Below are 18,343 nucleotides of genomic sequence, written 5' to 3' on the forward strand. Positions count from 1 at the left end.
GATTCCCCCATCACCTGGGATCACAGGCAAGATGGGGGCGTGACACTCATCGATCAGCTGCCGCAGACCGCAGACCCCGACGCCCTCTACGAAGCCTTCGAGTCGTGGGCCCAGGAGCGCGGTCTCACGCTCTACCCCCACCAGGAGGAGGCGCTGATCGAGGTGGTCTCGGGTGCGAACGTGATCGTGTCGACGCCCACCGGGTCCGGCAAGAGCATGATCGCGGCGGGTGCGCACTTCGCGGCGCTGGCCCGGGACGAGGTCACCTTCTATACGGCCCCGATCAAGGCGCTGGTCTCGGAGAAGTTCTTCGAGCTGTGCAAGATCTTCGGCACGGAGAACGTCGGCATGCTGACCGGCGACGCCTCCGTCAACTCCGACGCCCCCGTCATCTGCTGCACGGCCGAGGTACTGGCGTCCATCGCGCTGCGCGACGGCAAGCAGGCGGATGTCGGCCAGGTCGTGATGGACGAGTTCCACTTCTACGCCGAGGGCGACCGCGGCTGGGCCTGGCAGATCCCGATCCTGGAGCTGCCGCAGGCGCAGTTCATCCTGATGTCGGCGACGCTGGGCGACGTCTCGATGTTCGAGAAGGACCTCACCCGCCGCACCGGCCGTCCCACCTCGGTGGTCCGCTCGGCGACCCGCCCGGTCCCGCTGTCGTACGAGTACAAGCTGACCCCGCTGACCGAGACACTGACGGAGCTGCTGGAGACCCGGCAGGCGCCCGTCTACATCGTGCACTTCACGCAGGCGCAGGCGGTGGAGCGGGCGCAGGCGCTGATGAGCATCAACATGTGCACCCGCGAGGAGAAGGACAGGATCGCCGAGCTGATCGGCGGTTTCCGCTTCACCACCAAGTTCGGCCAGAACCTGTCCCGTTACGTCCGGCACGGCATCGGCGTCCACCACGCCGGCATGCTTCCCAAGTACCGCCGCCTGGTCGAGAAGCTGGCCCAGGCAGGCCTGTTGAAGGTCATCTGCGGCACGGACACGCTCGGCGTCGGCGTCAACGTGCCCATCCGCACAGTGCTGTTCACGGCGCTGACGAAGTACGACGGCAATCGTGTACGGACCCTGCGCGCACGTGAGTTCCACCAGATCGCCGGCCGGGCGGGCCGCGCTGGCTTCGACACGGCGGGCTTCGTCGTCGCGCAGGCGCCCGAGCACGTCATCGAGAACGAGAAATCGCTGGCCAAAGCGGGCGACGACCCGAAGAAGCGCCGCAAGGTGGTCCGCAAGAAGGCGCCCGAGGGTTTTGTCGGCTGGACGGAAAGCACCTTCGACAAGCTGATCACCTCCGATCCGGAACCGCTGACGTCCCGCTTCCGGGTGACCCACACGATGCTGCTGTCGGTGATCGCCCGCCCCGGCAACGCCTTCGACGCGATGCGGCACCTGCTGGAGGACAACCACGAGCCGCGCAAGCAGCAGCTGCGGCACATCCGGCGCGCGATCGCCATCTACCGCTCGCTGCTGGACGGCGGTGTCGTCGAGAAGCTGGACGAGCCGGACGCGACCGGCCGCATCGTGCGTCTGACCGTGGATCTCCAGCAGGACTTCGCGCTCAACCAGCCGCTGTCCACCTTCGCGCTGGCCGCGTTCGAGCTTCTTGAGCCGGAGTCGCCGTCGTACGCGCTGGACATGGTGTCCGTGGTCGAGTCCACGCTGGACGATCCGCGCCAGATTCTCGCGGCCCAGCAGAACAAGGCGCGCGGTGAGGCCGTCGCGGCGATGAAGGCGGACGGCGTCGAGTACGAGGAGCGCATGGAGCGCCTCCAGGACGTCTCGTACCCGAAGCCGCTGGACGAGCTGCTCTTCCACGCGTACGACACGTACCGCAAGAGCCATCCGTGGGTCGGTGACCATCCCCTCTCCCCCAAGTCCGTCATCCGTGACATGTACGAACGGGCCATGTCCTTCACCGAGTTGGTGTCCCACTACGAGCTGGCCCGCACCGAGGGCATCGTGCTGCGCTACCTCGCCGGTGCCTTCAAGGCCCTCGACCACACCGTCCCGGACGACCTCAAGTCCGAGGATCTCCAGGACCTGATCGCCTGGCTGGGCGAGATGGTGCGCCAGGTCGACTCCAGCCTCCTGGACGAGTGGGAGCAGCTCGCCAACCCGGAGGTGATGACCGCCGAGGAGGCCCAGGAGAAGGCCGACCAGGTCAAGCCGGTCACCGCCAACGCGCGTGCCTTCCGGGTCCTGGTCCGCAATGCCATGTTCCGCCGCGTCGAGCTGGCCGCGCTCGACCAGGTGGAGGCCCTGGGCGAACTGGACGCGGAGGCCGGCTGGGACGCCGACGCGTGGGGCGAGGCGATGGACAAGTACTGGGACGAGTACGAGGACCTCGGCACCGGCCCCGACGCCCGCGGCCCCCGGCTGCTGATGATCGAGGAGGAGCCGCAGAACAGGCTGTGGCGCGTCCGTCAGACCTTCGCCGACCCGAACGGCGACCATGACTGGGGCATCAGCGCGGAGGTCGACCTCGTGGCCTCCGACGCGGAGGGCCGTGCCGTCGTCAAGGTCACCGCCGTCGGCCAGTTGTGAGCACAGGAGAATCGCACCCATGACGAACGCAGCCGAGAGACTCGTCGACCTGCTTGACCTGGAGCAGATCGAGGTCAACATCTTCCGTGGCCGCAGCCCCGACGAATCCCTCCAGCGGGTCTTCGGCGGCCAGGTGGCGGGCCAGGCACTGGTCGCCGCCGGGCGCACCACGGACGGCGAGCGTCCGGTGCACTCGCTGCACGCGTACTTCCTGCGCCCGGGACGGCCGGGCGTGCCGATCGTGTACCAGGTCGAACGGGTGCGTGACGGCCGGTCGTTCACGACCCGTCGGGTCACGGCCGTGCAGCAGGGCCGCACGATCTTCAATCTCACCGCCTCCTTTCACAAGCCCGAGGAAGGCAGCTTCGAACATCAGCTGCCGCCGGCCCGGAAGGTCCCGGATCCGGAGTCCCTGCCGAACGTCACCCAGGAGATCAAGGAGCATCTCGGCGCGCTGCCCGAGCAGTTCGAGCGTATGGCGCGCCGTCAGCCCTTCGACATCCGCTATGTGGACCGATTGCTCTGGACCCCGGAGGAGGTCCAGCAGTTGGAGCCGCGCAGCGCGGTGTGGATGCGTGCGGTCGGCCCGCTGGGGGACGATCCGCTCGTACACACATGCGCGTTGACGTACGCCAGCGACATGACGCTGCTGGACGCCGTACGCCTTCCGGTGGAGCCCCTGTTCGGCCCCCGGACCTTCGACATGGCCTCGCTGGACCACGCCATGTGGTTCCACCGGCCGTTCCGGGCGGACGAGTGGTTCCTGTACGACCAGGAGTCGCCGATCGCCACGGGCGGGCGCGGACTGGCCCGTGGCCGGATCTACGACGTCGAGGGCAGGCTGCTCGTCTCCGTCGTCCAGGAAGGCCTGTTCCGAAAGCTCGGCTGAGGCGTCCCGCCCCTGTTCAGACCCGCGCGGGGCGCTTGCCCCGGTCACGGGCGGGTCGCGAGCCTCTGCCGCGCAGACGACCCAGCAGGCCGCGTGCTCGCACTGCCGTGTCGGGCACCCCGGGTTGCTCGGCTGCCTCCGGTGTCCTGGGTCGCTCGGCTGTCTCGGGTCGGCTGTCGTGCTGCGGAGGCACGGGCCGGACGTACTCCTGGACTTGGCTGCCGTGCGGGGACGGAGCCTGCTCCGACCTCGGGCGCGGTGCGGGACGGTGGTCGCGGGCCTCGGCCAGGGTTCCGGTCAGTTCTGCGCGGAGCCAGCCGATCTCGTCCGGATCGTCCGCCGTCATGATCCGCTCGGCGAGCCGGGCGGTGGGTGAACCCGGTGCGCCGTGGGCCGGCTGATCCGGCCGGAAGCGGTTCAAGTGAGCGCGTTCGTAGGGGTCGTTGACGATCTCCGCGACCTGGGCGGGGTCGATGAAGGACGCCACGACCGCGGCTCGTGCCCATGGATCGTCGGCCGGTCGGAGCAGGAATCCCAGTTGTCGCCCGCGCCAGTTGCGGGGCCGCAGGTCGAGGCCTTCCGCGAGTTTGTCGCGCTGGTCCTGGGAGGTGCGGCCGGTCAGCAGCGGGACGGTGTCCTTGCCCGCGGCGAACTGTCGTAGCTCGTCGGCGAGATACAGCCAGACCACGGCCCGGTAGCGGTTGAGGTAGAAGGCCACCGGCGTCACCAGGCCCAGCCGCGCGAGGCGGGTGAACCGGGTGGGCGTCACATCCATGAGCGTCGCGCCCTCCGCCGTGCCCACGGCCCGCACGCGTTCGCGCAGTGTTTCCGGGAAGTGCTCGTCGTTGCGCAGCCTGTCGATCTCGTCGCGTCCGACGCGTCGGCCGCCGCCCCCTTCGTCAGGAACGGTCCGCACACACCCGAGATGGACCGCGAGGTCGAACTCTCGTCGTTTCAAACCCAGTTCGCGTGCGGCACGGCTCGGTGCGAAGGGCGCTCCTGAGGAGCGGAGCGTGTCGGTGGCCGGTGCGGCGGCGGTCTGGGCGGGTTTCGTGATGCTGACGCCGGACATGATCGGTCTCCCCCGTGGAGTGGCTGGCCAGCGCCTTGTGCGCCGGCCTCGGGAAAAACGTAGCCGGTTCGGCCGCCGACCGTGCGAGCCTGTGGATAACTCTCGCCGGAGTGCCGTATTCGCAGGTCAGGAGTCCGATAACGGAATTTGCTCGGGTTGCCTGGCATCCACGTCGAGGTGTTCGCCGACTCGATTGACGAGCAGTGTCATCTCGTAGGCGATCTGGCCGATGTCGGCCTCGGCGGCACTGAGTACGCACAGACAGCTGCCGGTGCCGGCCGCCGTGACGAACAGCACCGCGTCGTCGAACTCGATCATCGTCTGACGTACCTTGCCCGCGCCGAAGTGGCGTCCCGAGCCTTTCGCCAGGCTGTGCAGGCCCGACGACACGGCGGCGAGATGTTCGGCGTCCTCACGGCGAAGTCCTGTGCTCGCGCCTGTCACCAGCCCGTCGTTCGACAGGACCAGCGCATGTCGTATGTGTTGGACACGCTCGGTCAGATCGTCCAGCAGCCAGCCAAGTCCTTGGTTCTGTGCCATGTTTCTGATCTCCCCGTGCGGCAGGTCCTCCAAGCCGAAGGATCCGGTCAGTCAGCCTTCCCCACGCCCGTCCCGCGAGCAAGCAGGACGGGCGCAGGGCACAGGAGATGCGTAGCCGTCGTCAGCTCACCGAGTCGAGCAGCCGGGCCGTGTGCATCCGCCCGGCGTACTCGACCAGTCTGATCAGCACTTCCTTGCCCGAGGCGCGGTCGCGGGCGTCGCAGAGCACCACGGGCGTGCCCTGGTCCAGGTCGAGGGCGCGCGACACGTCCTGGGCGCCGTACGCGCGAGCGCCCGTGAAGCAGTTGACGGCCACCACGAACGGGATGTGCCGGTGCTCGAAGTAGTCCACGGCGGGGAAACAGTCCTCCAGCCTGCGGGTGTCCGCGAGGACGACGGCGCCGAGGGCGCCCTGCGACAGTTCGTCCCACAGGAACCAGAAGCGGTCCTGGCCCGGCGTACCGAACAGATACAGGGAGAGGCCCGAACGGATGGTGATGCGGCCGAAGTCCATGGCGACGGTCGTCGTCACCTTCTGGTCCACGCCGTCGGTGTCGTCCACCAACTGACCGGCCTCGCTCAGCAGTTCCTCGGTGCGCAGCGGCCTGATCTCACTGACCGCGCCCACCAGGGTGGTCTTGCCCACGCCGAATCCACCGGCGACCAGTATCTTCAACGCCAGCGCGGACGTCTCGTCGTCCGTGGCGTCGGAGTGCTCGGAGACCATCGATCACTTCTCTCGGGAGTGCCGGCAACGGTCGACGTCCATCGTTCTCATCATGACAACTGCCGTTTCGTTACGAGCGGTTGGACCGCAATTAGCCCGATGTGACCGGCTCGCGCCTGTTCGGTGCCAGGAAGGGTGCACAACTCGGCCTGGTCCGTGTGTTCCGCGTCTCTCGTCCACGGTTCTACAGCGCCCTCAGTCCTTCGATCACCTCGCGCAGAATGCGTTCGTCGGGCAGTTGCGCAGGCGGCACGGGGCGGCTGACGGTGACGCGGCCCAGCTCCAGGAGGTCGCCGAGCAGCACCCTCACCACCCCTACGAGGAGGTCGGCGCCCGCGGCGAGTTCGGCGACCGACTGTGTCTCCGTACGGCACAGGTCGATGATGGCCCGGTGCTCTGGGCCGAGCGCCGTGTCGTCGTCCATGTTGGGCGCGCCCGGGTCGAGCGTGACAAGCGCGATCAGATCGAAGCGCACCCCTGTGGGGCCGGGTTTGGTGCGTCCGCCCGTCATGGCGTAGGGGCGGACGAGGGGCCCGGCCTCGTTGTCGTACCACTGGCTGCCCGGTTCCCGCAGGGTGCCTGTCGTGTCCTCGGTCATCTGTGCGGACCGCCCTCTCGCCTCATCCGGCGGCGGGCGGGCGCGCCGCTGCTCTGGGCGCTGTGCGGAGGTGCTCGCCCACGCGTTTCACCAGCCGTGCCATCTCGTACGCCACCAGTCCCATGTCGGCGGTCGCGGCGGTGAGGACGGCGAGGCAGGAGCCGTCGCCCGCGGCGGCGACGAAAAGGAAGCCGTCGTCCATCTCCACCATGGTCTGGCGCACGCCTCCGGCGCCGAAGTGCCGGCCGGCCCCCTTGGCCAGGCTGTGGAAGCCGGAGGCGACCGCGGCGAGGTGCTCCGCGTCCTCGCGCCTGAGGTCGGTGGAGGCACCCACCGCCAGTCCGTCGTTGGACAGCACCACCGCGTGCCGGACTTCGCCGACGCGCAGCACGAGGTCGTCCAACAGCCAGTCGAGTTCGCCGGACCGCCGCTCCGCCCTGGTGCCCGGGTCCTTGATCATGTGCGGTCTCCTTCGCTGCTGTCTCTGCCCGCTCCGGGGCCCGGGGCGGCTCCACGGCCGGGTGACCTGCCGCCGCCGCGCACCCAGCCGTCGCGGTAGGCCGTCATGCGGTCCCGTACGGCCTCGGGGGTGCGCTTGTCGTCGCTCCGGGCCCCTGTGGTCCGGGCCGGTTCCTCAGGGCGTTGTTCGCGCAGTTGGGGGGCGAGGTTCGCCTGCCGGACGCGCCGTGGGAGGTCGTCGGACTCCTCCGCGTCGCCGGGGTCCTCGGGCGGTCGGTGCAGCCGCAGGGCGGTGACTCCTGGAGGTGGGGGCTCGGGGGCGTTCTCCGCCGCGGTCTGCGCGGGGGCCACCAGTGCGGGGCGGTCCGCCGATGCCCGGACCGGTTCCTGGGGCGGGGCAGCGGCGGGCACGCGCGCGTACTCGCGTTCCTCGGCACGCTCCCGGTCCATCGCGGCGCGCGGGGCCCGTTCCGCCGCGCCGCTGTGCAGCAGTGCTGTGGGCAGCAGGACGACCGCGGTGGTGCCGCCGTAGGGCGAGGTCCGCAGGTGCACCTTGATGTCGTGCCGCGCGGCGAGCCTGCTGACGACGAAGAGGCCGAGCCGGTCGCTGTCGAACAGGTCGAGCGCCTCGGACTGTTCGATGCGGCGGTTCGCCTCGGCGAGGGTCTCCTTGCCCATCCCGAGCCCCCGGTCCTCGACCTCCACGGCATAGCCGTTGCCGACCGGTTCGCCGGTGATGCGCACCCTGGTGTGCGGTGGCGAGAACTGGGCGGCGTTCTCGACGATCTCCGCCAGGAGATGCGTGAGGTCGGCGACGGCGGCGCCGGAGACGGACGCCTCGGGGAACTGACGCACCTCCACGCGCGCGTAGTCCTCGACTTCGGAGACGGCGGCACGGACGACGTTCGTCAGGGAGACCGGCATGCGCCAGGCCCGGCCGGGTGCGGCTCCGGAGAGGATGATCAGGCTCTCGGCGTGGCGCCTCATACGGGTGGTGAGGTGGTCGAGCCGGAACAGGTCGCTGAGTTCGTTCGGGTCGTCGGACCTGCGCTCCATGCTGTCGAGGAGGTTCAGTTGGCGGTGGACGAGGACCTGGCTGCGGCGCGCGAGGTTGACGAAGACGCCTGAGATGCCGCTGGCCAGTTCCGCGCGTTCCACGGCGGCACGCAGGGCGGCGCGGTGCACGGTGCCGAGGGCTTCCGCGACCTGTTCGGTCTCGTCCTCCGCGGGTGGTCCCGGGGGCGCCTCTGCGCGGATGTCGATCTCTTCTCCCGCGCGCAGTCTCAGCATGGCATGCGGGAGCTTGTGGCGGGCGATCTCCAGGGCGCTGTTGCGCAGGCTCACCAGCTCGACGACGAGGCCGCGTCCGATGCGTACGGAGATCACCAGGGACGCGGCGACGGCGGCGAGGCCGAACAGCACCGCGGCGCCGGCCGGGCTGAGCAGGCCCCGGGTGAAGGGGTCGGCGCGGTCCGCGACGTCGTGGCCCGCGTCCGCCTCGATGGCCCGCATACCTCCCTGCACGCGCGCGTGTGCCTTCGTCCAGACGGCTTCGGGCGCGGCGGCGATCGCCCTGACGCCGGGGTGGGCGCCGAGCACCTTGTCCTCGGCGGCTGCCAGAGCGGCGTACGCGCTGCTTGTCGCGAGGTTCTGCCAGGTGGCCCGTTCCGGGCCGCGCAGGTCCGGGGCGGTGGCTTCGACAAGGGTGCGGCGGGTGTCGACGGCGCCGATGAACAGCCGCAGCCGTTGTCCGTCGAGGCCCCCGGTGAGCCGCGCCCCGGCGAGAACGGCGTCCTCCTGGGCCAGCGCCTCTCCGGCGCGGGCGAATTCGAGCAGTACGCGCGCGTCGGAGCCGAGTTCGGCGTCCTGGATGCCGGTGAGAGCGCCGCCCACGGCGAAGGCCGCCGAGATGGTCCTGGTGTACTGCGCGTACGCCTCGGCCCATCCGGTACGGCGGTCGAGTACCGAGGTCCGCAGCGCGCGCAGTTGTTCGACGCCGACGACGAAGGTCTCCAGGCGGTCCGCGACTCCTGCGGGGAGTTCCTCACCGTCGGCGACGGTGTTGCGGTCGCCGAGGCGCAGCTTCGCCACGGCCCGGTCGGTGCGCTCGCCGTGGGTCCTGAGGTCGATGCCGGGGACGGCGGCCGGATCGGTGGCGTGGCGTACGGCGACCGTGCGTTCGGCCTGGAGCGCGGCGACGACGGCGGCGACGGGGGCACGCACCTGGGAGTCGACGCGCTGCAACTGCCGCAGCCGGGCGACGTCCTGGGCCGTGGTGACGGTGGCGTACGCCCACAGCGCGAGCAGGGAGACGACCGGCACCATCAGAAGGCAGACGATCTTGGCGCGGACGGTTCCCGGCCGCATGCGACGGCGTCCCGCGCGCGTGGGTATCTCGTCGGGCAGGGCTCCGAGGGGTTCCTCGGCGCCTTCGTCGGCCGGCGGACCGGCGTGTGCGCGGCGTCCGCGCACCGGGGGCGGAGTCGCCGTCCCGGCGTCGGCTCTGGGGGTCCTACGGGGTGTACGCATGGCCTCCTCGCTCGTGGTGTGGTTCGGGGCGTGCCTCTAGCGGGCAGCGACGCTCTCGACCGGTCGCTGGGCGGACGCGGAGGCCTGGCGTTCCCCGGCCGTCGGTGACAGCGCGACGAACGCCGAGGTCAGGAAGAGATAGGACCCGAGGCCGACGGCGAGGGGGAAGATGAACTGCATCGCCGTGGCCCCGGGCAGCACCTCGCCGGAGGGCGTGACGTCCACGTGCACCGCGAACATCCCGGTGTAGTGCATGCTGCTGACCGCCGCGCCCATGACGAGCGAGGCGACGGTCACCGCGATCGGCGACTTGATGTTCAGCGCCGCCCACAGTGCCGCGGTGGCCGCGACGACGGCGATCACCACGGAGAGCGCGACGAGCGCCGGGTCGTAGTTCACGTCACCGTGCAGCCGTACCGCGGCCATGCCGAGGTAGTGCATGCTCGCCACGCCCAGCCCGGTGGTGAGCCCGCCGACGAAGAGCGCGCGGGCGCGGTCGTGCCCGTAGCCGACGGCGAAGACCCCGGTGGAGACGACGGCCATGGCGACGAGGAGGCTGAGGATGGTCAGCGGCACGTTGTAGCGGATGTCGGTGCCGCCGACGCTGAAGCCGAGCATGGCCACGAAGTGCATGGTCCAGATGCCGGTGCCGATCGCGGAGGCCGCGGTGACGAGCCAGTTGCGGCGCGAGCGTCCGGTCGCGCCGAGCGCCCGGACGGTGCAGCGCAGCCCGAGGGCGGCGCCCATGCAGGCCATTGCGTATGACAGTACGGGGGTCAGCCAGCCGAAGGCCGCGTGGTCCAGGTGTCCCATGACCACGGGACGCTAGTGGGGGCACGGGAGCACGAAGGGGGCGCATTTCGAAAGGTAGTGAAATATGACAGGGAACTGCGTCTGAACGATCGCGTCCGGCTCGAACATGCGCGCCGTGAGGTGTTTCGCGTCTGTGCGGGATCATGCGGAACATGAGCGACGACCACACACACGTCCAGGAATTCTTCACCGCCCGCGCGGCCGGCTGGGACCACAGGTTCCCCGACGACGGGCCCGCCTACGCCGCCGCGGTCGCCGAGCTGGGGCTGCGCGAGGGCGCTCGGGTACTGGACGCGGGCTGTGGCACCGGACGGGCCCTGACGCCGCTGCGTGCCGCCGTGGGGCCCTCGGGAGTGGTCCTGGGAGCGGATCTGACTCCGGCCATGCTGGAGGAGGCGGCGCAGGCCGGACGGGGCCTCGACGGGCAGTTGCTGCTCGCCGACGTGGCCGCCCTTCCCCTGCGTTCGGAGTCGCTCGACGCGGTGTTCGCGGCGGGCCTGATCGCACATCTGCCACACCCTGCCGAGAACCTGCGGGAATTCGCGCGCGTGGTGCGCCCCGGCGGCATCCTGGCGCTGTTCCACCCGATCGGCAGGGCCGCGCTGGCCGCCCGGCAGGGTCGCCGGATCACCCCGGAGGACCTGCGCGCGGAGCCCAACCTCGGTCCGCTCCTGGCCCGTTCCGGGTGGCGCATGACGTCGTACGTGGACGAGGACGCCCGGTTCCTGGCGCTGGCTGTCCGGCCGGTCTGACCCGCGCCGTCAACGGCGTACGGAGCCCTTCACCCGCGCATGCCCTCTTCTGCCGCCGGAACTCCAACCCTACGTTGGTAGGAGCAGATGAACGATCAACCATGGCAACCACACAGGGGGAGGGTGGTCCACATGTTCGGCGGAATCCATAAATCGTTCACCAGATTTCTCCGTTCCTGGCGCTCGGAAGTGAGCGCGGGGCAGGAGAGGCGCACGCACAATCTCTTCGAGGCCGCTGCCGTGTACGTGTCGGCGTGCGCGGAGGACGACCAGGACCGGATGGACGAGGCCGTGGCCTGGGTGTCCCCGGAGGCGTTGTCGTTCGGGGTGAACGAGCTGGCGTGCCGTGCCGTCATCGCGCTGGCCAGGGAGCGCGACGAGTCACCACGGACGGTGGCCCGGGATCTCCTGGGACTCCCGGCAGCCTGACCGAAGCGGGCACATCCGGTCGATTCCTCCCCGTCCGGTGGGAAAACAGCAGCTCCGCGTGGGGTGGGAGTCGTGACAAGGGCCTTCCGCTCGGATTAGGGTGCGCGCCGATGGACGAACCGATGGGGAGGCTGGGATGGCAGAGACGGACGAGGAGGCCGTCGCCGCCGAGGACGACGCGCTCTATGTGCTCACGGCGGTGCTGCTGACACCCGCGCAGTTCCCGAGCGTGCTGGGCGACGACTATCCGGAGGCCTGTGCGGCGCTCGGCCTCGCGCCGTTCGCCGACGGGTACGGGCTGGTGCTCGGCCAGGACGGCGACGGCGCGCGGTGGACGGTGGTCATCGACGACGTCTCCCTGGTCGCGGTCGCGATCGCTTCGTGGGACTGCGGAATGGAGTACGACCTGTCGCCGGAGGAGCACACGGTCGTCGCCGCCCTGCCGGGCTGGCCTCTCGCGGTCGCTGTCGCGGCTCCGGATGTGCCCGCCCCGCACGACCCGGGCCCCGAACTCACGGACCGCCCACCGCTCGCTCCGCCGGACACCACCACCTGGGGCCCGGCCCAGCGGCGTCTGGGCGCCGACGAGATCGCGCTTCAGTGGGCGACCTGGCGGGAGCAGCTCAGCGACGAGGACTTCGCCCCTCCTGGCGGTGGGTCCGCGACACCCGATGCTCCCGAGGCGTCCAGGGGCGAGCCGGACCGGGCCGAGGCGGACACGAACCAGGTCGCGGAGGCGGCCGACCCGGCCGAGGACACCGCGAACCGGACCGAAGGCGCCGTGAACCGGCCCCGTGCCGGGATCCGGCGTGTCCTCGCGGAGGCGCGCGCGTACGTGGAGACACCTCCGCCCCTCGGCCGCGTCCGCTCCTCCTTCGCTCCGGGCGACGCGCGGACGCTGCGCGCCGACGGTCCCGGCTGGTCGATGGTGGCCAGGACCGACGACATCGCCTTCGTCCTGCTCGACGACGAACCCGGAGAGGTGCTGCCGGTGGGCCGGGGCCCGGAGCTGCCCGGTCTCCTCGAAGCGCTCGACAAAATGGCCGTACGCCCCAGTTGAGCCCCGCCCGGACACCTGTGGCTCCGGGCGGAGTTCAGCGGGTCGGGGCGTCAGCCGGGGTGGGGCGCGGGCGGCACCGGATCGCGGCGCCTCAGCGGCCGATCTCCTTGCGTGAGACACGGCGCAGCCTGCGCCGCTGTGCGGGGTCCAGCGTGAGATAGGCGGCCGCCGGGACTCCCAGCACTATCAGCAGCGCAGCCCACCACGGCAGCCAGATCAACAGGATGATCCCGGCTGCCACGCCCCCTGCGGCGATCTTCGCGTTCCTCGACATGAGTGTCGCCTCCTTCGCGGCCACTGCCGCTCTCTGCTCTGAAAACGGGTCCGCGCTTCCCACGGTTCCGGACCACGACCCTGAGACGTCCCTGATACGTGACCCCTAGATGCCCCTGAGGGGCTCTCCCACCTCGTACATGTGACGCAGGGCCTGCCGGTACGAGTCGACGAGCCCCGTCTCCGTATAGGGAATACCCATCTCACGGCAGTAGGCGCGCACCGTCGGCTGGGCGAGCCGCAGATGCGGGCGGGGCATGCTCGGGAAGAGATGGTGCTCGACCTGGTAGTTGAGGCCGCCGAGGAACCAGTCGGTCAGGGCGCTGCCACGGACGTTGCGCGAGGTGAGCACCTGGCGGCGCAGATGACCCCAGCGCTCGCCGTCGGGGTCGGGCATCTCCATGCCCTTGTGGTTGGGCGCGAAGGCCAGGCCCAGATGGAGGCCGAGCAGGGCCTGGTGGACGGCGGCGAAGGCGAGTGCCTGGCCGAGGGAGAGGGAGGTCAGCAGCAGCGTCGTGTACGCGGCGACGTGGGTCACCAGGAGCACGGCTTCCACGGCCCGTTCCCGGGGCGCCTGTCGGCGCAGGTCCCTGAAGCCGGAGATCTTCAGGGAGATGCCTTCGAGAAGGGTGAGCGGGAAGAAGAGCCAGGCCTGGTTGCGGGTGAGCCAGCGCCGGAAGCCGGTGCGATGCCGTGCCTGTTCGCAGGTGAACACCAGGACGTCGGCGACGACGTCGGGGTCCTTGTCGATGTGGTTGGGGTTGGCGTGGTGGCGGTTGTGCTTGTCGATCCACCAGGAATAGCTCATCCCCAGCAGCAGATCGGCGTGGATCAGGCCGATGGCACGGCCCACGGCCCTGTTGCCGGTGATCTGCGCGTGGCCCGCGTCGTGGGCTGTGAAGGCGGTGCGTGCGCAGAACACGGCGAGCGGCGGAGCGAGGAGCAGGACCCACCAGGAGCTGCCGATCAGCGCGATTCCGGTGACGATGCCGGCCAGGGCGAACAGGTTGCCGACGATGCCGAGGGCGTACCAGGTGTGCCGCCGTTCCAGAAGGCCCTGCCCCCTGATGGTGCGCAGGAGCGGGGCGAAGTCGCTGCCGCCGGACTGCGCGGCGGGTGACCCCGGAGGATCGGCGGCAAGGGCGGCGGTCTGGGACATGGTCGGTCTCCGGCTCTCTTCGGGCATCGGGCTGACCTGAGGAAACGTACGAAGCGGACACCCTTGGCGACCATGGCGCCACCACCCGTGTCCGTGCGGGGGAAATCCCCGCCGCCTTGAGGGGGTTGATGACACCCCTTCGGCAAAGTGACCTGGGTCATGACTCAGCCATACCGGGTTGGCCTTCGGGGTGCTGTACCCTCGGCGACCCGGACCCCAGTAGTCAAATTTGAGGAATGCGGCCATCGCTGTGCAGAGGATTCCCGCGGCAACACCCTCCGAGATCTCCGAACTGGCCCGCTGCTGTGCCGTGTTCGTGCCCGCCGATCCGGCCCGCACCGGCACGGTCGCGTTCTGGCGGCCCGACGGCGACACACCGCCCACCGTCGCCGCCGGAACCGTCGACGAGCTGACCGTTGTCCTGCCGGGCGACCACGGTGTCGAGCGAGCGCAAGTGACCGCCGTCCTGCTCCCGGTGCGTGCCGCGTTGCCGGTCCTCACGCGCGCGCGTGCCGCCGCGCAGGCCCATCGGGCGACGGCGTTCTGGGGTACGGCCGCCGTTCTCGCCCTCCAACTGGCCGCACGCGGGCTGCTGTTGCCCGGCCTGTCCGCGACGGATCACGACGCCTGGCGGGCCGGTCCGCTGGGCGCGCCGGACGTGGAGCGCGTTCGCGAACTCGCCGCCGCGATGCCCCCGGACGCACACGCCGTGCCGTTGGAGGGCACTGAGCCGCACCGGCTGCCCGACCCGGAGCGGCTGCTGCGCGCCTTCCTGGACGCGGTGGCCGATGCGCTGCCCCGCTCCCCCGCTGCCGCGCTCGCCACGGGCGGGGCCGCGTACGCGGTAAGCGAGCCGCAGCACGTGCCGGAGCAGCGCGCGTGGGCCGCCGAGGTCGCCGCCGGGCACGACGCGGGCGTACGGATCTCGCTGCGGATCGAGGTACCGGGACTGGCGTCCGCCGAGCCGGACGAGACGGCTCTCCGCTTCCGGGCCGTGCTCCAGGTGCACAGCGTGAGCGAGCCCAGGCTCGTCGCGGACGCGGCCGAGGTGTGGTCCGGGACCGGCGCCTTCGGCCCGCGCGCGCGGATGGACGCCCTGCTCGCGCTGCGCCGCGCGGCCCGGACCTGGCCGCCGCTGACGCCCCTGCTCTCGGCGGCCGTGCCGGACGCCGTCGAACTGGCCGCCGAAGAGGTCACGGAGCTGCTCGGGGAGGGCACCCGCGCACTGTCCGCCGCCAGGGTCGAGGTGCACTGGCCCAAGGAGCTGGCCCGCAAGCTGACGGCCCGTGCGGTCGTAGGCCCGCCCGACGACGACACGAGCCCCGGCAAGGTGCTGTCGGACACTCCGTCGTTCCTCTCCGCCGACGCGCTGCTCGCCTTCAACTGGTGGTTCGCCCTGGGCGACCAGCAGCTCACTCGCGAGGAGCTGGACCGGCTCGCCGAGGCGAACCGTCCCGTGGTGCGGCTGCGCGACCAGTGGGTCCTCGTCGATCCCGGGGAGGTCCGTCGCGCCCACGCGCAGCAGGACCGCAAGGTCACGCCGGTCGACGCCCTCAGCGCCGCCCTGACGGGCTCGACGGAGGTCGACGGGCGCCAGGTGGAGGTGCGGCCCACCGGGTGGCTGGCGGCCCTGCGGGACCGTATCTCGGATCCGGAGGCACAGGACCCGGTCGATCCGCCGGCCGCTCTCGCCGCGACCCTGCGCGACTACCAGCTGCGGGGCCTGAACTGGCTCGCCCGGATGACCTCCCTGGGGCTCGGCTGCTGTCTGGCCGACGACATGGGTCTCGGCAAGACGATCACCCTGATCGCGCTGCATCTGCACCGGCAGACCGAAGAGTCGGCGGCGGGACCCACCCTCGTCGTCTGTCCGACGTCCCTGATGGGCAACTGGCAGCGTGAGATCGAGCGGTTCGCGCCCGGTACGCCCGTCCGGCGCTTCCACGGGTCGCGGCGCAGTCTGGAGGCCCTGGCCGACGGCGAGTTCGTGCTCACCACCTACGGGACGATGCGCCTGGACGCGCGGCGGCTGGCCGAGGTGCCGTGGGGCATGGTCGTGGCGGACGAGGCGCAGCACGTCAAGAACCCGTACTCGGAGACGGCCCGGGAGCTGCGCACCATCGGTGCACGCGCACGCGTGGCGCTCACCGGCACTCCGGTGGAGAACAACCTGTCGGAGCTGTGGGCGATCCTCGACTGGACGACCCCGGGGCTGCTGGGCCGACTCGGCACCTTCCGCTCGCGGTACGCGCAGTCCGTCGAGGACGGTCAGGACCCGGCCGCCGCTGAGCGCCTCGCCCGGCTCGTGCGCCCGTTCCTGCTGCGGCGGCGCAAGTCGGATCCGGGTATCGCTCCCGAGCTGCCGCCGAAGACGGAGACCGACCGTGCCGTGTCGCTCACCAAGGAGCAGACCGGGCTGTACGAGGCCGTGGTGCGGGAGACGCTTGCCGAGATCTCCGGCGCCGACAACATGGCCCGGCGCGGGCTGATCGTGAAGCTGCTGACCGGCCTGAAGCAGATCTGCAACCATCCGGCGCAGTTCCTCAAGGAGGACCGGCCGAAGATCGCGGGGCGCTCCGGGAAGCTGGAGCTGCTGGACGAGCTGCTCGACACCATCCTCTCCGAGGGGGCGAGCGTTCTGGTCTTCACCCAGTACGTGCGGATGGCGCGGCTTCTGGAGCGGCATCTGGCGGCACGCGGAGTGCCCACGCAGTTCCTCCACGGCGGCACGCCCGTCGCGGAACGCGAGGCGATGGTGGAGCGTTTCCAGGAGGGTGAAGTACCCGTCTTCCTGCTGTCGTTGAAGGCCGCGGGCACAGGCCTGAACCTGACCAGGGCCGAGCATGTCGTGCACTTCGACCGCTGGTGGAACCCCGCGGTCGAGGCCCAGGCCACGGACCGCGCGTACCGCATCGGCCAGAACCGCCCCGTGCAGGTGCACCGGCTGATCGCCGAGGGCACGATCGAGGACCGCATCGCCGAGATGCTGAACCGCAAGCAGGCACTGGCCGACGCGGTGCTCGGCTCCGGCGAGGCCGCGCTCACGGAACTGACGGACACCGAACTGGCCGACCTGGTGCGGCTGCGAGGGGGCGCACGATGAATCAGCACAGCGTTGACGAGCACAACAGGGACGCGCACAACGGTGACGACCACGACGGCGAGGCGTACGTGGACGATGCGTCCGGCGCCGACCCGGAACGTACGTTCGCCGCGCTGCCTCCGCCACCGGGGCGCGGTTTCGCGGAGACGTGGTGGGGCCGTGCCTGGCTGAAGTCGCTGGAGGACGCGGCGCTGGACTCCGAACAGGTGCGGGCGGGCCGTCGGCTCGCGCGCGCGGGAGCCGTGGGCGCCGTGTCGGTGCGCCCGGGACGCATCACCGCCGTCGTCCAGGACCCCGACCGCACCACGCACCGCTCCGACGTCCTGCTGCAGGAGCTGTCCGACGACCAGTGGGACCGCTTTCTGGACATGGCCGTCGAGCGGGCCGGTCATATCGCGGCCCTGCTAGACCGGGAGATGCCCCCGCACCTGGTGGAGGACTCGGCCGCCGCCGGAGTCGAACTCCTGCCCGGCATGGGCGATCTGGAGCCGGAGTGCGACTGCGGCGCCTGGGACCACTGCGGTCATACGGCGGCTCTCTGCTACCAGGTCGCGCGACTGCTGGACCAGGACCCGTTCGTCCTGCTGCTGATGCGGGGGCGCGGCGAACGTTCCCTGCTGAACGCCGTACAGAACCGTGGCGCCGCACCTGCCGACGGTCCCGCCGAGCCGGCGGGTGTGGACGCGGCCGAGGCGTACGCGGCCGGGGACATCCTCCCCGCGCTGCCCGACCTGCCCCGGCTGCCCGACGTGCCCGGGATACCGCCGGCACTGGACACCGAGGCTCCGCCCGCGCGCGGGGTGGACGCGGGTGCGCTGGAGTTCCTGGCCGCGCGGACGGCCGTGGAGGCGCATCGGCTGCTTGCCGAGGCGCTCGGGTCCGGTCATGACCGGCGGCCGGTCGAGGCGGAGTTGACGGTGGCTCAGGACGCCGTCCGGTTGGCCGTGGGCAGCCCTTCGGGAGCCGTTTCGGACCGGCTCGCGGAGGGGTCCGGCCGCACCCGGGAACAGTTGGCGTCCGCCGTCCGCGCCTGGTTGTCGGGCGGTACGGCGGCGTTGTCGGTCCTGGAGGAGGAGTGGGCCGTCGGGGGCGAGGAACTCGCACGCGCGCGTGCCGCCCTCGACTCGGCCTGGGACGAGGGCGGGCGGCCGGCGTTGCGGGCGACGCGCAACCGGTGGACGGTGGTCGGCGCGGGCAGCCAGCTGCGCCTGGGGCGTGACGGCCGCTGGTGGCCGTACCGGAAGGAGGGCGGCCGTTGGATGCCCTCCGGGCGGTCGGCTCAGGACCCGGCGACCGCGCTGGCGTCGCTGGAGCACATGGCCCCGGAGGAGTCTCCCTGAAGACCCTGGAAGGGGGCCGGTCCAGCGGCACGCGCGCGTGGAGCGCG

General features: G+C 71.0%; 16 protein-coding genes. 7 read left to right on the top strand and 9 right to left on the bottom strand.

Annotated features, from left to right (window positions below):
* Nucleotides 1–39 precede the first annotated feature (39 nt).
* Nucleotides 40–2,553 (top strand): DEAD/DEAH box helicase, encoded by a 2,514-nt coding sequence (locus ACFYXF_RS47245; protein WP_389359702.1) that lies wholly within the window; start codon nt 40–42, stop codon nt 2,551–2,553.
* A gap of 19 nt (nt 2,554–2,572) precedes the next feature.
* Nucleotides 2,573–3,442 (top strand): acyl-CoA thioesterase, encoded by an 870-nt coding sequence (locus ACFYXF_RS47250; RefSeq protein WP_369030039.1) that lies wholly within the window; start codon nt 2,573–2,575, stop codon nt 3,440–3,442.
* Nucleotides 3,443–3,458: 16 nt separating this feature from the next.
* Here the strand turns inward: ACFYXF_RS47250 and ACFYXF_RS47255 are convergent, their stop codons facing one another.
* The 7 genes from ACFYXF_RS47255 to ACFYXF_RS47285 form a co-directional block, all read right to left on the bottom strand.
* Nucleotides 3,459–4,514 (bottom strand): DUF6397 family protein, encoded by a 1,056-nt coding sequence (locus ACFYXF_RS47255; RefSeq protein WP_389359704.1) that lies wholly within the window; start codon nt 4,512–4,514, stop codon nt 3,459–3,461.
* Between the two features lie 126 nt (nt 4,515–4,640).
* Nucleotides 4,641–5,054, bottom strand: a complete 414-nt coding sequence (locus ACFYXF_RS47260; protein ID WP_389359779.1) for a roadblock/LC7 domain-containing protein — start codon at nt 5,052–5,054, stop codon at nt 4,641–4,643.
* Between the two features lie 121 nt (nt 5,055–5,175).
* The gene (locus ACFYXF_RS47265; protein WP_389359706.1) at nt 5,176–5,781 is read right to left on the bottom strand and encodes an ATP/GTP-binding protein; all 606 of its coding nucleotides are present in this window, start codon (nt 5,779–5,781) and stop codon (nt 5,176–5,178) included.
* A gap of 184 nt (nt 5,782–5,965) precedes the next feature.
* The gene (locus ACFYXF_RS47270; RefSeq protein ID WP_389359708.1) at nt 5,966–6,379 is read right to left on the bottom strand and encodes a DUF742 domain-containing protein; all 414 of its coding nucleotides are present in this window, start codon (nt 6,377–6,379) and stop codon (nt 5,966–5,968) included.
* Nucleotides 6,380–6,401: 22 nt separating this feature from the next.
* Entirely contained in the window at nt 6,402–6,839 is a 438-nt protein-coding gene (locus ACFYXF_RS47275) for a roadblock/LC7 domain-containing protein (protein ID WP_389359710.1), read from the bottom strand.
* Nucleotides 6,836–9,367, bottom strand: a complete 2,532-nt coding sequence (locus ACFYXF_RS47280) for a nitrate- and nitrite sensing domain-containing protein (protein WP_389359712.1) — start codon at nt 9,365–9,367, stop codon at nt 6,836–6,838. Before ACFYXF_RS47280 ends, ACFYXF_RS47275 begins: the two co-directional genes overlap by 4 nt.
* A gap of 36 nt (nt 9,368–9,403) precedes the next feature.
* The gene (locus ACFYXF_RS47285) at nt 9,404–10,180 is read right to left on the bottom strand and encodes an MHYT domain-containing protein (RefSeq protein WP_389359714.1); all 777 of its coding nucleotides are present in this window, start codon (nt 10,178–10,180) and stop codon (nt 9,404–9,406) included.
* 152 nt (nt 10,181–10,332) lie between these two features.
* Between ACFYXF_RS47285 and ACFYXF_RS47290 the strand changes: the two genes are divergently transcribed.
* The 3 genes from ACFYXF_RS47290 to ACFYXF_RS47300 all read left to right on the top strand — a co-directional run bounded on the left by ACFYXF_RS47290 (nt 10,333) and on the right by ACFYXF_RS47300 (nt 12,421).
* A complete protein-coding gene (locus ACFYXF_RS47290; protein WP_389359716.1) occupies nt 10,333–10,932 on the top strand; it encodes a class I SAM-dependent methyltransferase in 600 nt (199 codons plus the stop codon).
* 132 nt (nt 10,933–11,064) lie between these two features.
* A complete protein-coding gene (locus ACFYXF_RS47295) occupies nt 11,065–11,361 on the top strand; it encodes a hypothetical protein (protein WP_389359718.1) in 297 nt (98 codons plus the stop codon).
* A gap of 136 nt (nt 11,362–11,497) precedes the next feature.
* Entirely contained in the window at nt 11,498–12,421 is a 924-nt protein-coding gene (locus tag ACFYXF_RS47300; protein ID WP_389359720.1) for a hypothetical protein, read from the top strand.
* Nucleotides 12,422–12,512: 91 nt separating this feature from the next.
* On the opposite strand, the gene ACFYXF_RS47305 is transcribed toward ACFYXF_RS47300, so the two are convergent.
* Nucleotides 12,513–12,695: a hypothetical protein gene (locus ACFYXF_RS47305; protein ID WP_389359722.1), complete on the bottom strand. Its 183-nt coding sequence runs from the start codon at nt 12,693–12,695 to the stop codon at nt 12,513–12,515.
* Nucleotides 12,696–12,800: 105 nt separating this feature from the next.
* Nucleotides 12,801–13,853, bottom strand: a complete 1,053-nt coding sequence (locus ACFYXF_RS47310) for an acyl-CoA desaturase (protein ID WP_389359724.1) — start codon at nt 13,851–13,853, stop codon at nt 12,801–12,803.
* Between the two features lie 250 nt (nt 13,854–14,103).
* On the opposite strand from ACFYXF_RS47310, the gene ACFYXF_RS47315 reads away from it, so the two are divergent.
* Together ACFYXF_RS47315 and ACFYXF_RS47320 are read left to right on the top strand one after the other, a co-directional pair.
* Nucleotides 14,104–16,956 carry a DEAD/DEAH box helicase gene (locus ACFYXF_RS47315; RefSeq protein WP_389359726.1) on the top strand — a complete coding sequence of 951 codons (2,853 nt, stop codon included), beginning with the start codon at nt 14,104–14,106 and terminating at the stop codon, nt 16,954–16,956.
* Nucleotides 16,953–18,296 (top strand): SWF or SNF family helicase, encoded by a 1,344-nt coding sequence (locus tag ACFYXF_RS47320; RefSeq protein ID WP_389359728.1) that lies wholly within the window; start codon nt 16,953–16,955, stop codon nt 18,294–18,296. The genes ACFYXF_RS47315 and ACFYXF_RS47320 overlap by 4 nt, the downstream gene beginning before the upstream one ends.
* Nucleotides 18,297–18,343 lie beyond the last annotated feature (47 nt).

This window comes from Streptomyces sp. NPDC002680 (genome assembly GCF_042889145.1).
Lineage (GTDB): Bacteria > Actinomycetota > Actinomycetes > Streptomycetales > Streptomycetaceae > Streptomyces > Streptomyces adonidis.